The sequence below is a fragment of the Streptomyces sp. NPDC025638 genome (assembly GCF_055558775.1).
Genome location: NZ_JBVHLX010000001.1, coordinates 234,873 through 247,572 on the forward strand (window position 1 = coordinate 234,873; position 12,700 = coordinate 247,572).

A 12,700-nucleotide genomic window follows, 5' to 3' on the forward strand; every position below is an offset into this window, starting at 1 on the left:
CCGGCGGCGTGCCGGACTCCGTCCGGCGGATGGGGCGGCGTCGGGCTGATCGTCTGCCTGGGTAGATGCCGGCGGTGCGGTCAGGGCCGCCACACCATCCTGTGTTCGGCCAGGTGTGTGAGTGCCGCATGGTTCGCCTCCCATCCGTCCGGGCTGTATCCATTGGCCGCCTCCGGCGGCGTGCCGGACTCCGTCCGGCGGATGGGGCGGCGTCGGGCTGATCGTCTGCCTGGGTAGATGCCGGCGGTGCGGTCAGGGCCGCCACACCACCCTGTGTTCGGCCAGGTGTGCGAGTACCGCATGGTTCGCCTCCCATCCGTCCGGGAACTTCACGACCGTGCCCAGCTGGACCGGTTCCGTCGACGGGTAGTCGTCCAGGAGGTCGGTCACGCCTGCCCGGCAGACCACGATGCAGGCCTGACGGTGCCGGGAGGCGAGGACGCACAGGCGGCCCGTCTCCAGGTGGAAGGCGGTGGCGTCGGGGCGGCCGGAGAGCGGGTGCAGGACCACCGTGACGTCGAACTCCCGGCCCTGCAGTCGGTTCGCGGTGTCGACCGTGACGTCCTGCACGCCCAGTTCCGCCAGGGCCGCCCGCACCGCCGCCGCCTGGTCCCGGTGCGCCGTGCCGACCGCGATCCGGTCCGCGGTCAGGGGAGCGGGCTCGGGCGAGCGCTCCGACGTGGCCGCGCCACCCCGGTCCAGCAGCCGTCGTACGACCGTCGCCACCGCCCGCACCGCCTCCGGATCGGTCCGCGGAGTGTGCCGCGCGGGCAGCTCCAGCAGGCCCCAGCCGGACTCCGCCGCCTCGTCGATCACCCGGTCCGGGCCCGAGCCGTCCGACGGGACCGCGAAGCCCAGGCGCCGGTCGCCGTGGTCCGTGCCGCTGCGGAACGGCGTGTAGGGGTAGAAGGCGTCCGAGACCAGCGGGGCCGCCGAGGCGGGGAGCCGCCAGGACACGGGGAGTCGGTGCTGCGGCAGCTCCGGATTGTGCGCGAGCAGCGTCGACACCGCCGAGGCCGAGGGGTCGTACGACAGCCCGGCCCACTGCTCGCTGCCCACGATCGCGAACGGGTCCAGCTGCCCCGGATCGCCCACGAACAGCGCCCGCTCGAACAGTCCGGCCACGGCGAGCAGCGCGTCCGAGCGCATCTGGTACGCCTCGTCGACGATCGCGTGCCGCCACGGCTCGTCCACCTTGACGTGCGCCCACTTCGCGGCGGTGGACAGGACGACCGGGATGCCGGCCAGGTCCGCCGCCTTCGCCGACTTCCGTACGTTCGCCAGATCGTCCAGCGTCTTGTCGTACGGCTCGGCGTCGCTGCTGTGCAGGCGCCCCACGGGCAGCTCGGGGCTCTTCTCGGCGAGCCGCACGACCAGGTCGTCGACCTGGGCATTCGTCTGCGCGACCACCATCAGCGGGCGCCCGGCGTCGGCGAGTTCGAGCGCCGCGCGGACGACGAGCGTGGACTTGCCGGCGCCGGGCGGCGAGTCCACGACCACGCCCCGGTCGATGCCGTGCAGGGTGTCGTGGAGGATCGCGTCGGTGGCGCGCGCGGCCGCCGTACCGGGGTCGAAGGCCGGTGTGGTCACAGGACGTCCTCCTCGGTCACGGCGTCGGCGGCCTCGGCGGCGGCCTCGCCCGGCGGCCCGCCGTGCGTCCACGGTGTCTGCTCCTGGTCGGGCAGCTTGGCGCCGCCCCGCTGCTCGTGCTCGAACAGCGTGAAGCAGAGCCGGTCGCCCTTCTCCGGCACCGACCCCTCCTCCGGCTCCTTGCCGCGGCCCATCTTGTCGACGATCCGCAGCACGACCAGCCCCTCGCCCTCGTGTCCGACGAACTCGGCCGCCTGCGGCTTCCCGCCCAGCGAGCGGTACACCTTCGCCCGCTCCCCGAGATGCGGCCGGTCGTCCGTGCGGACCGTGACCAGCGGGCGCGGACTGGGCCGCTTGCCCTCGCTGTACGCCATGACCACATCGACGACCTCGCCCGCGAACGCCTCCCCGGACAGCTGCCGCCCGGCCATCACCAGCGGGTCGTCCAGCGCCTCCTGGGCCTCCAGCCGGGCCTGCTCGCGCTCGCGCGTGGCGAGTTTGCCGGCGGCCGTCACCGCGTCGTCGCGGCGCGGCTGCGGGGGCTCCCCGGCGACGACGCGGTCGCGGTGACCGGTGAACGACCAGCGGTCGCGGGTCCACCGCTCCTCGACGTGCGCGCCCTCCGGAAGCGTCCGCAGCAGGTCGATGCCGCGCCACACCGCGTCCCAGGTGGGCCGGGTACGGCTCTCCACCAGCGCCCGGATCTCCCGCTCGGCGGCGGTGAGCACGCCGAGCCGGTCGTCGGCCTGCATGCCGTCCTCGGCCGCGGCGAGGGCGGTACGCGCGCGGTCGTAGCGCTCGAAGGCGGGGGCGAGCAGCTTGTTGTCGAACGCCGGGTCCGTGGCCGGGCCGGCGGGCGGGCACAGCAGCTGGTCGTCGGCGTCCCGCGCATGCCCGGCACGCAGGGCCGCCTCGGCGCCGCTCTCGCCCTCGGGCGGGTCGATCCAGGCGAGCAGCGCGCCCAGGTGCTGGTCCTCCAGGCCGGACTGCCCGGTCGCCCAGTGCCGGGCCAGCACGTCCGTCGCGGCCAGCAGCAGCGAGGAGCCGGGCACCCGGGCCCGCTCCCCGAAGTGGGTCAGCCACCGCCCGAGCAGCGGCACCCGGGGCGGCGCGGGATACGGGGCCTCGGGCTCCTGCTCGGCGGTGCGCCGGAACCGCATGGAGCGGCCCAGCAGCCGTACGAAGTCGATGCCCGCGCGGCCCGGGACGATCAACTGCGGGGCGTCCGCGCACAGTTCGACCTCGACCCTGACCCGCTTGCCGGTCTCCGGGTCGGTCTCGGTGCGCTCGGCGGCCTCGACCGTATGGGCGTAGTCGTCGATGTACGGCAGGACGCTGTCGGCCAGTTCGGCGAGGAACGCGAAGCGCAGGTCGCGGTCGCGCGGCTGCGGTACGACGAGCAGGCGCGGCGCGTCCCGGTCGGTGCCGACCAGCGCCCCGAGCGGGGCACCGGCCTCACCGGAGGTGGTCAGCGGCACGAACACCAGGGGACGGTCGGACAGATGCCGGTGCCGGACGGTGGCGGCGGGACCGGCCCGGCCGGTGCTGATGGCCTCCAGCCGGGCGAGGGTGGCGATCAGGGACAAGGGACCACCTCCTGGCCGGTCCGGGCGCCGGGCAGCGCCCCCTGACCGGCGCCCGCCAGTGCCTCGGCCCGCAGGGCAGCCGCCCGGCGCAGCGCCGCGACCGCCGGGTCGTCCGGGTCGCCGGTCTCGCCGCGGGCCGCCGACAGGACCTCGTCGACCGTGGTCAGGCCGCCCAGTTCGGCGCGGACCGGGCGGCCCAGGGTGGTCACCGCGCCGGCCGCGCGGGAGCGTTCCCGGCAGTGGAAGGCCAGTTCGCAGGCGGCCAGGCAGTCGGGCGCGTACGTCGCCGGGACCGCGTCGACCGCGGCCGTGAGCTCCTCGGCCGGCAGGTCCGGGGCGAAGCAGGTGCCCTCGGGCAGCGCGTCGGCGATGTCCTGGATGCCGGTGAGCCGGGTCAGCTGGCGGGCGGTGACCGCGCGCTGTTTGCGCACGTCGACGGCGGAGGCGGTGGCGAGGTTGGAGAAGTCCTTCGGGCAGACCAGCAGGATCCGGTGGCGCACGCGCGGGGCGGGCTCCAGGCGCGCGGCGACCTCCTCCAGTGCCAGCACGTACACCGCGGCCTGCCGCGCGGCCGCGCCGACCTTCGCCGGGTCCGCCGAACCGTCCAGCAGCGGGAAGGACTTGATCTCCACGACCGTCCAGCTGCCGTCCGGGTGCACGACCACCGCGTCCGGCTCGAGGAAGGCGGGGGAGCCCGCGACGTCGAGGGCGAGCATCGGGTGGTCGAGCAGTGTCCAGCTGCCGCGCGCCTCGGTGGCCTCGCGCAGCGCCAGCGCCGTACGCGCGGTGCGCCCCTCGGGGCCGATGGCGGACAGGTCGGGCACCCGCGCCTCGTGCGGGGGTTCGGCGCCCGGGTCCAGCCGGGTGTGCGCCAGCCGCAGCAGTTCCGCGCCGCCGTCGGCCTTCACCCGTGCCTCGAACGCGTTGCCCCGGGTGAGGGCGAACTGCGACTGTCCGAAGGCGGACGGCGCGCCCAGCGCGCTCGCCAGTGCCACCTTGTCCACTCCGGCGCCGTCGAGGATCGCGCGCCGTCGGCACCCCGGGTTCGCGGCGAGCGCCGCCAGGGCGCGCGCGTCCAGTGCCTTGGCCGGTACGTCCGGTCCGCGCAGCTCAGCGAGCCGCTGCCGGAGCGCCGTCCCCCGCGTCCGTGGAAGAGGCGTCCGGCTCGGCCGCGGATCCGATCCGCTCCTCGCGCTGCCGTGGAATTCGCTCACCCGCGGAAGTCTGGCATCCGCCACTGACAATCGAGGAACCTGCGCCGACAATCGGGGAGCCCGCGACGCCGGAGTGTGCCGCGACGACCGGGGTGCGCGGGGCCAGCCGGGCCCGGACCAGGTCCGCGACGCGCATCATGTACGGCGCGAGCAGCAGGCCGACGCCCATCACGGCCACGCCCGCGACCGCGTCGAGGGAGTAGTGGTTGGCGGTGCCCATGACCACGATTGCGGTCAGCAGCGGGTAGGCGATGCCGAAGGCCTTCGCCACGCGCGTGCCGCCGTAGCGCCACAGCATCACACCGCACCACAGGGCCCAGCCCACGTGCAGGCTCGGCATGGCCGCGTACTGGTTCGTCATGCCGCCCATGCCCCGCGGGGCGCTGGCCTCGCCGCCCCACCAGCCGTACGAGCTGTACTGGGCCATCGTGTCGACGAAGCCGTGGCCGGAGGTGAGGAGCCGGGGCGGGCAGGTCGGCAGCAGCGTGAAGCCGATGAGGCCGATGAACGTGGACGTCATCAGCCAGGTGCGGGCGGCGCGGTAGAACTGCGTGCGCTTGCGGAACAGCCAGACCAGGATCACGGGCGTGACCAGGTAGTGCAGCGACGCGTACCAGAAGTCGGCCGGTACGCCGAGCCATGCCTCGCGGGTGAACAGCCGGTTGAGCGGGTGCTCGGCGTTGAGGTGCAGGGCCTTCTCGATGCGCAGGATCGCCAGGCCGTGGTCCACGGCGCTGGAGACGTCGCCCCGGGCGAGCAGACGGCCGGCCGAGTAGCAGCCGTACACCAGGAGGATCAGCGGCAGCTCGGTCCACCAGCGCAGCCGTGTCCTCGGGGACACCTCGGTGCCCGGTGTCTCGGTCTGCGGCATCCGATCGCCCTCCCCCTTCTTGTTCCGCGGCGCCCGGTGGGCCGACCGTGACACTTTACGGTGTACGCGCTCGCCCCTCATGGGGTGCTCCAGCCCTCAAAGACGCAGAGATCGCCCACCGGGTTGCCCCCGCACAGGGTGGGCGATGATGGAGGGGTTCCGCCTCCGATTTCCGCCCGGAAAGGTCGCCCAATGGCACCGCGCATCCTGCTGGCCAGGCATGGACAGACCGAGTGGTCGCTGTCCGGCAAGCACACCGGCAGGACCGATGTGCCGCTCCTGGACGAGGGGCGGCGGGGTGCCAAGCTCCTCGGCGAGCGGCTGCACCGGGCGCCGTTCGACGGGCTGCCCGGCGTCGTGGTGCGCACCAGCCCGCTGGCACGCGCGCGTGAGACGTGCGAACTCGCCGGGTTCGGCGGGCGCGCGGAGGTCTGGGACACGCTCATGGAGTGGGACTACGGCGCCTACGAGGGCATGACCCCCGACGACATCCAGGCCGTCCGGCCGGGCTGGCTGATCTGGCGCGACGGCGTGCCCGAGGGCGAGACCCTCGCCGAGGTGACCGCGCGGGCGGACGAGGTGGTCGCCTGGGCCCGGTCCGCCGACCGCGACGTCCTGGTCTTCGCGCACGGGCACATCCTGCGCTCCATAGGCGCGAGATGGCTGGGCCTGCCCCTGGACTTCGCGGCCCGCATCCGCCTCAACCCCACGTCCCTGTCGATCCTGGGCTGGGCCTACGGAGCCCCGGCCCTCGAAAGCTGGAACGACTCGGGCCACCTGGCCGCATAGCCCCCGCGCGCGTACGGGGCCACCTCCGACGCCCCACCTGCCGCACACGGCAAACGCCGACCGCACACGCCGGGCGGGCGCAGCTCGACCGGGACCGGGTCGTCCTGCCCCGGTCGCCCGCCGCTACTCGACGGGTTCCGCTCGGCCTGTCCCGGCCGTCCGCCGTAGCTCGGCGGGTCCCGCTCGCCCTGCCCCGGCCGCCTGCCGCGGCGCGGCAACCGCTCGCATGCGACCGCCGTGCCCTACACGGCAACGGGCCGCTGTCGTCGGGCCGGTCCCGCTCGCCGTGCCCAGGGCAGTCGCATCCCGTGCGCGGACCCCGCCCCGCCGTACGGCGGCGTCAACGGCACCCGTCGTACGCGAGACCCGCCGTCTTGCTCGGCAACCTGCCGCCACCGCGCTCGGCCGCACCCCGGGCCGGCCGTCCGCTGTCCGCGGGTCCGTGCAGTCGTGCGGCTTCTGCCGCCGGTGTGCGCCAAAACCGGCACTCTTACGCGAAGACCGCCCGCCGTCAACGAGAGCCGCCCGCCATGACCGCGGCGGTCGGCACTGCCCCGTTCCAAGCGGCGACGGTCCCCGTCGAGCGGCCAGTCGCGTTCGCCGTACCCGCACCCACCCGTCTGCCGTCCGCGGAATCGCCCGCTCGTACGGCGTGAGCCATGGGCGTGCGTCAACACCGGTTGCCGCACGCCAAAACCGCCCTCCGTACCCGAACGCCGCCCGCCGTACCCCCGGCGGGCGGCCGCCCCGCTTCACACCGAACGGGGCAGTGAGGTGTGCTTCTCCAGGAACTCCGACACCCCAGACGCGCGCCGGTGCGGCAGCAGTACCCGGGCCGTGCCCGCGAGCATCGTCTGGATGCGGGAGGACTGGACCTGGTCCAGGAGGTCGAGGACCTGCATTCCGGCCAGTGCCGCCTCGTCGGGGCGGCCCCCGCGCGCGAGGTCGTCGGCGAGTTCGGCGGTGTACAGGGCGATGTTCCGGGTGAAGTGGGGGTCCTGGAGCTGCGCGGCACGGTGGGCGTGCCGGGCGGCGCGCGGCCAGTCGCCCAGCGTCGACCAGCACTGCGCTTCCAGTCCCTCCAGTTCGGCCTCTCCGTAGAAGCTCATCCACTCGGGATCGGCGTCCGAGTGGCCTCGTTCGTAGAGGGCCTGCGCGCGGGCCAGCGCCTGTTCGCATCCGGTGCGGTCGGCCAGCCCCGCCCAGCCGCCCGCCTCGCGCAGCGCGAGCAGCGACATCAGGCGCGCGGAGCCCAGTGACCGCCCCGCCCGCTGGGCGGCCTGTGCCGCCCGCACCGCCTCCCGGGGCCGGCCCGCGTCCCGCGCGAGGAACGCCGTATTGCAGAAGGCGTGCGCCTCCAGGGCGTCGTCGCCGATCATCCGGGCGGTCGCCAGCGCCTCCGCGTAGTGCGAGCGGGCGTCGTCGAAGCGCCCGGAGTCGTGCGCCAGCCAGCCCACCGAGATGGCGAGTTCACCGGCGCCGGAGTGCAGCCGGTCGGCGGTCGTCTGCCGGGTCGTACCGGCGTCCAGCAGCTCGTACGCGGCGCGCAGCGGAGCCGCCGCGCGCCAGTAGAGGCCGTCCGCGCCGTGCCGGTCGTCGAGCAGCCGGATTCTGCGGACGGCCTCCTCAAGGGCTGCCGCCTCCCCGGACCCGGCGCGGCGGCTCGGCCGGCCGGCGGCCGCGGCGTCGATGGTGAGCCCGAACGGGCCCAGCGCGGCGGCCACCGTGGCGCCCCCGCCGGTCATGAATGCGCGACGTAGCACGTCGCTCTCCTCGTGGTTCTCGTGCGTGACGTACGGGTCCTGCGTGTCATACGGCTCGTGGGCCCCCCGCGTCTCACACGTGGCGAACGCCGGGAGCGTGATGCGCGAGGGGGGCTCGTCCTCGGCCGGGCGCGCCCCGCGTCCGCGGACGGACGAGCGGGGCGCGAAGCCGAGGTCGGCGAGCGTGCGGCCGGGGAACATGTGCAGGAACACCCGTTCGTACGCATAGTTCGGGCAGCGGATCTCGCCTGCCTCGACCCGGCCGATGTAACGAGCGTCACAGCTGACCCGCTCGCCGATCTCACGGGCGGCCCGCCGCACCAGAGCCGCGAACTCGGCGGGTGACCGCCGGGCGCGCAGCTGCCGGAAGGCGAGATTCGGCCGTGGTGGCCGCTCGGGCTGTGACGAGGTCACGGTTGACGACGCCATGGCCGGGTCCTCTCGTGCGAACCGTCGAACCGCGCCGGATACGGTGCAAAACGGGCTGAGTCGCCCGTGTGGCATCTTGGTTCCGGCGGGCAAGAACGTACCTGCTGTGTCCGGTCCGCCACGCAGTGTTTAGCTACAAACCGGATATCTCATCCACGATCTGCCATGAACTGCCATCCTTTGCGGCTGACTTGTGCCGTAGCCGTTGACGCCGTGCCGCGTTGGACCTCATGGACTGCAAGCGGGCTGCGTGGTGGAGGCCGGGATGGAGACCAGCGAGAGCAACGATCCTTGTACGCACGACGATCCGTGTACGCCGTCGGAACCGGCGTGCGACCTCGTGACGGTGCCGGCCAGACAGGGGCTGGAGGCGGTCGACATCCTGCGCCGGGGGGCCGGGGAGGCGGTGGGGCCCGTACTGCACGACGACGGGTGCGACACGCTCGGCTTTCTCGTGCCACCGGGCACCGCGGCCGCGTGGGACGTCCCCGGGAGCACGTGCACGGAGACCGACGGCCGCGGACTGAGCCTGAATCCGGAGCCCCCGCTGGAGGGTTCGGACTGGCTGCTGCCCCCCGGCGAGGCCGAGCTCGCGACGGATCCGCTGGTGCTGCGAAGAGCCCTCGGGGAAGCGGCGCGACTGATCGAGGCCGCGGACAGCCGCCGCTGAGGCTCCGCGCGGCACGCCCCGCACCCACCTGCGAAAATGGTGGCGTGGGCAAGTCCAGGAACCAGCGTCGCAGGTCGGCCGCCGTCGAGGCCGTCACGGAGACCGTCGACGGAGGGCTCGCGCAGCTCATACCCGACCCCGACCGGAGCCGGGCCTGGACCCTGCTGATAGACGGCGCCCCGCAGTCGCACGTCGACCTCGACGACCCGTGCTACCTCTTCTTCGAGTACCAGCGGCGGCTCGGGCACGTCATCGACCTGGTCGCCCCGCCCGGCAGACCCGTGCACGCCGTGCACCTCGGCGGTGGCGCCTTCACCCTCGCCCGGTACGTCGCCGCCACCCGCCCCCGCTCCACCCAGCAGGTCGTCGAGCGCGACGCGAGCCTCGTCCAACTGGTCCGCCGACAACTCCCGTTGGACCCCGGCGCCCGGATCCGGGTGCGGTCGGCGGACGCCCGCGAGGGCTTGGCCAAGGTGCCGGACGGCTGGGCCGACCTGGTCATAGCCGATGTGTTCAGCGCGGCCCGCACACCCGCCCACCTCACCTCGACCGAGTTCCTCGACGAGGTCCGCCGCGCCTTGAACCCCACCGGCGTCTACGCCGCCAACCTCGCCGACGGACCGCCGCTCGCCCATCTGCGCGGCCAGATCGCCACCGCGGCCGCCCGGTTCACCGAGCTCGCCCTCGTCGCCGACCCGGCCGTGCTGCGCGGCAAGCGGTTCGGCAACGCGGTCCTCGTCGCCTCCGACCACCCCCTGCCGCTCGCCGAACTGACCCGCCGGGCAGCCTCGGACCCGCACCCCGGCCGGGTCGAACACGGCCGACAGCTCACCGACTTCACCGGCGGCGCCGTACCCGTGACGGACGAGGCGGCGGTGGCCTCCCCGGCCCCACCGCCCTCGGTGTTCCGCTGACCCGGGGGGCGGTGGCGTGTCCGGTGTCCGGTGGCGCTGCCGGCGGCGGTGCCGTCAGTAGGTGTTCACCTCCACATGCGGTGGCCCGTCGTGCCAGGTGCAGAACACCGACACCCGGTCCGCGCCCTTGCTGTACTCCACCCGGATCCACGTCTCCGTCTTCCACACCTGCATCGACCAGCCGGTGCCCGGCGTCGCCGAGACCAGCGTCGCGCTGGTCCTGCCCAGGTCGAAGACCGCCCGCCCGCCGGTCGTGTCATAGCTCTTGACCTGACCGGAGGCGGTGGGGGAGACAGTGGCGTTCGTCGCCGGCTTCCGCGAGGGCGCCGACGAGCCGGTCGCCGGCGGCTTGTCCGACGGTGACGCGGAAGCGGCGGGCGGCCGGGACGTCGCGGACGCCAGCGGCTTCGAGCCCTGCGTCGTCGCGTCCGCCGCCGTGATGGGCAGGGCGCGTGGCGGGTCGTACGCCGTGCCCGCCATCACCGTATGGACGCCCCACCACGACAGCGTGACCGCCGCGCCCGTGGCGAGCGACCAAGCCAGTATGTGTACGAGTCCTCTGCGCATCGTCGGCCATACTGCCTCAGGCGCCCCACGGCGCGCATCCGGCCGGAGTCGACCCGAGTCGGCCCGAGTTATCCACAAGCGGTTGTCCACAGGGCCGGACCTGCGCCGCTCCCATGGCGTACGGTGCGGCGCATGGCAAGTGTGCTCGTGGTCGAGGACGACCAGTTCGTACGCTCGGCGCTCATCCGGCATCTGACCGACGCCTCGCACACCGTGCGCAGCGTCGGTACGGCACTGGAGGCGCTGCGCGAGGTCGCCCATTTCCGTTTCGACGTGGTCATCCTGGACCTCGGTCTGCCCGATCTGGACGGCTCCGAGGCCCTGAAGATGCTGCGCGGCATCACCGACGTGCCGGTCATCATCGCCACCGCCCGGGACGACGAGACGGAGGTCGTCCGGCTGCTGAACGCCGGGGCGGACGACTATCTCACCAAGCCGTTCTCCGTCGAGCACCTGTCGGCGCGCATCGCCGCCGTCCTGCGCCGCTCCCGGGCGTCCGCGGCCGACGTCCCGCCGTCGGCCGTCATCCGCGTCGGCGGTCTGAGCGTCGACCCACAGCGCCGCCAGGCCGAACTCGACGGCATCCGGCTCGATCTGACCCGCCGTGAGTTCGACCTCCTGGCCTTCCTGGCCGGCCGCCCCGGCGTCGTCGTCCCGCGCAAGGAACTGCTCGCCGAGGTCTGGCAGCAGTCCTACGGCGACGACCAGACCATCGACGTCCATCTGTCCTGGCTGCGGCGGAAGCTGGGCGAGACGGCGGCGCGGCCGCGCTATCTGCACACCCTGCGCGGTGTCGGCGTGAAGCTGGAGCCACCCGGGGATGCGGAGCCGGCGCGATGAGGTGGGCACTGGTCAAGGTCTGTCTGGCGGTCACCACGATGGTCGTGGTCGCCTTCGCCGTCCCGCTCGGGCTCGTCATCAAGGAGATGGCCAGGGACCGCGCCTTCTCCAACGCGGAGCGGGAGGCCGCGGCGGTCGCCCCCGCGCTGTCCATCACCACCGACCGCGACAAGCTGGAGCGAGTGGTCGCCTCGGCGGGCGCCGACGCCGGGATGGCGGTGCACATACCGGCCGTGGACACGGCGGCGGCCGTCGACATCGGCCGGCAGCGCGCCGCGAACCGGGACATCGCGACCGTGCGCCGGCTGGGCCGCGCCTCCACGACCGCGGTGCCGGGCGGCTCCACGCTGCTCCAGCCGGTCGCGCTGAGCTCCGGCGCGATCGCCGTCGTCGAGGTGTACGTCCCCGAGTCCGAGGTCAGCAATGGCGTCGGCACGGCCTGGGGAGTCCTCGCCGTCGTCGGCATCGCGCTGATCCTCGGCTCGGTCGCGGTCGCCGACCGGCTGGGCGTGCGCATGGTGCAGCCCGCGCAGCGGCTGGTCGAGGGCGCGCACGAGCTGGGGGAGGGGAAGCTCGGGGCGCGGGTGCCGGAGGAGGGGCCGAACGAACTGCGGCTGGCGGCGGTGGCGTTCAACTCCATGGCCGACCAGGTCGTCCAACTCCTGGCGAACGAGCGTGAGCTGGCGGCGGACCTGTCCCACCGGCTGCGCACCCCACTCACCGTCCTGCGGCTGAACACGGCCTCGCTCGGCGAGGGGCCCGCCGCGGAGCAGACCAGGGCCGCGGTCGCCCAGCTGGAGCGCGAGGTCGACACGATCATCCGTACGGCACGGGAGGCCAAGCCGCAGACCGCCACGGCCGGCCCCGGCGGCGGGTGCGACGCGGCCGAAGTGGTCCGGAAGCGGATGGAGTTCTGGTCCGCGCTCGCCGAGGACGAGGGCCGCAAGTGGCGAGTGGCCGGGGTCGGGCGGCCGGTGCGGATACCTGTGGCCCGGGCCGACCTGGCCGCCGCGCTCGACGCGCTGCTCGGCAATGTCTTCCGGCACACGGCGGAGGGCACGGCCTTCGCGGTGGACGTGCACAACGGCGAGGACGCGGTGATCGTGCTGGTCTCGGACGCGGGCCCCGGCATACCCGACCCCGAGGCGGCAATGGCCCGCGGCCGCGGCTCCGGCACCGACGGCTCGACCGGCCTCGGCCTGGACATCGTGCGCCGGCTCGCCGAGTCGACGGGCGGGGACGTGCGGATCGGCTCGTCCGTCCTCGGCGGCACCGAGGTGCGCATCTGGATCCAGCTGGACGGGCGGGAGCCGGTGCGCAGGGGACACCGGGGGGCCGTGCGCCGCCGCCGTTCCGGCAAATTGGTCTCGACCTTTAACCGGTCCCGATCCCTTCCTTAAGCGCACCCTAAGATCCCCAACCGCCGTCCCTATCAGGCCGTTTGTCCGAATCCCTACCGCTAGCGTC

Annotated in this window: 11 protein-coding genes; 5 read left to right on the plus strand and 6 right to left on the minus strand. The window is 74.0% G+C overall.

Going from position 1 to position 12,700, the window contains the following annotated elements; genetic code table 11:
• Positions 1-252: 252 nt before the first annotated feature.
• Genes ACZ4EG_RS01115 through ACZ4EG_RS01130 form a run of 4 tightly spaced genes read right to left on the minus strand, consistent with a single transcriptional unit; the run spans position 253 to position 5,261 of the window.
• Positions 253-1,590 carry an AAA domain-containing protein gene (locus tag ACZ4EG_RS01115; RefSeq protein ID WP_467789087.1) on the minus strand — a complete coding sequence of 446 codons (1,338 nt, stop codon included), beginning with the start codon at positions 1,588-1,590 and terminating at the stop codon, positions 253-255.
• A complete protein-coding gene (locus ACZ4EG_RS01120) occupies positions 1,587-3,176 on the minus strand; it encodes a hypothetical protein (RefSeq protein ID WP_467789088.1) in 1,590 nt (529 codons plus the stop codon). The genes ACZ4EG_RS01115 and ACZ4EG_RS01120 overlap by 4 nt, the downstream gene beginning before the upstream one ends.
• Complete coding sequence (locus tag ACZ4EG_RS01125; protein ID WP_467789089.1) at positions 3,167-4,390, minus strand: hypothetical protein; 1,224 nt, start codon at positions 4,388-4,390, stop codon at positions 3,167-3,169. Before ACZ4EG_RS01125 ends, ACZ4EG_RS01120 begins: the two co-directional genes overlap by 10 nt.
• Complete coding sequence (locus tag ACZ4EG_RS01130; protein WP_467789090.1) at positions 4,287-5,261, minus strand: phosphatase PAP2 family protein; 975 nt, start codon at positions 5,259-5,261, stop codon at positions 4,287-4,289. The genes ACZ4EG_RS01125 and ACZ4EG_RS01130 overlap by 104 nt, the downstream gene beginning before the upstream one ends.
• Positions 5,262-5,453: 192 nt before the next feature.
• Between ACZ4EG_RS01130 and ACZ4EG_RS01135 the strand changes: the two genes are divergently transcribed.
• Complete coding sequence (locus tag ACZ4EG_RS01135) at positions 5,454-6,050, plus strand: histidine phosphatase family protein (RefSeq protein WP_467789091.1); 597 nt, start codon at positions 5,454-5,456, stop codon at positions 6,048-6,050.
• Between the two features lie 752 nt (positions 6,051-6,802).
• On the opposite strand, the gene ACZ4EG_RS01140 is transcribed toward ACZ4EG_RS01135, so the two are convergent.
• Positions 6,803-8,242: a hypothetical protein gene (locus ACZ4EG_RS01140; protein WP_467789092.1), complete on the minus strand. Its 1,440-nt coding sequence runs from the start codon at positions 8,240-8,242 to the stop codon at positions 6,803-6,805.
• Between the two features lie 250 nt (positions 8,243-8,492).
• On the opposite strand from ACZ4EG_RS01140, the gene ACZ4EG_RS01145 reads away from it, so the two are divergent.
• The gene (locus ACZ4EG_RS01145) at positions 8,493-8,912 is read left to right on the plus strand and encodes a hypothetical protein (RefSeq protein WP_467789093.1); all 420 of its coding nucleotides are present in this window, start codon (positions 8,493-8,495) and stop codon (positions 8,910-8,912) included.
• A 44-nt stretch (positions 8,913-8,956) separates the two neighbouring features.
• Positions 8,957-9,826, plus strand: coding sequence for a spermidine synthase (locus tag ACZ4EG_RS01150; protein ID WP_467789094.1), 870 nt, complete (start codon positions 8,957-8,959; stop codon positions 9,824-9,826).
• A 54-nt stretch (positions 9,827-9,880) separates the two neighbouring features.
• Here ACZ4EG_RS01150 and ACZ4EG_RS01155 read toward each other — a convergent pair whose 3' ends face one another.
• Complete coding sequence (locus ACZ4EG_RS01155) at positions 9,881-10,393, minus strand: hypothetical protein (RefSeq protein ID WP_467789095.1); 513 nt, start codon at positions 10,391-10,393, stop codon at positions 9,881-9,883.
• Between the two features lie 132 nt (positions 10,394-10,525).
• Between ACZ4EG_RS01155 and ACZ4EG_RS01160 the strand changes: the two genes are divergently transcribed.
• Both ACZ4EG_RS01160 and ACZ4EG_RS01165 read left to right on the plus strand, forming a co-directional pair.
• A complete protein-coding gene (locus ACZ4EG_RS01160; protein ID WP_453552660.1) occupies positions 10,526-11,233 on the plus strand; it encodes a response regulator transcription factor in 708 nt (235 codons plus the stop codon).
• Positions 11,230-12,633: a sensor histidine kinase gene (locus tag ACZ4EG_RS01165; protein WP_467789096.1), complete on the plus strand. Its 1,404-nt coding sequence runs from the start codon at positions 11,230-11,232 to the stop codon at positions 12,631-12,633. Before ACZ4EG_RS01160 ends, ACZ4EG_RS01165 begins: the two co-directional genes overlap by 4 nt.
• Positions 12,634-12,700: the final 67 nt, after the last annotated feature.

Excerpts from the sequence above, each read along its gene's own strand:
- ACZ4EG_RS01155 (WP_467789095.1), bottom strand. The coding sequence starts at position 10,393 with ATGCGCAGAGGACTCGTACACATACTGGCTTGGTCGCTCGCCACGGGC.
- ACZ4EG_RS01140 (WP_467789092.1), bottom strand. The coding sequence starts at position 8,242 with ATGGCGTCGTCAACCGTGACCTCGTCACAGCCCGAGCGGCCACCACGG.
- ACZ4EG_RS01160 (WP_453552660.1), top strand. The coding sequence starts at position 10,526 with ATGGCAAGTGTGCTCGTGGTCGAGGACGACCAGTTCGTACGCTCGGCG.
- ACZ4EG_RS01165 (WP_467789096.1), top strand. The coding sequence starts at position 11,230 with ATGAGGTGGGCACTGGTCAAGGTCTGTCTGGCGGTCACCACGATGGTC.
- ACZ4EG_RS01135 (WP_467789091.1), top strand. The coding sequence starts at position 5,454 with ATGGCACCGCGCATCCTGCTGGCCAGGCATGGACAGACCGAGTGGTCG.
- ACZ4EG_RS01130 (WP_467789090.1), bottom strand. The coding sequence starts at position 5,261 with ATGCCGCAGACCGAGACACCGGGCACCGAGGTGTCCCCGAGGACACGG.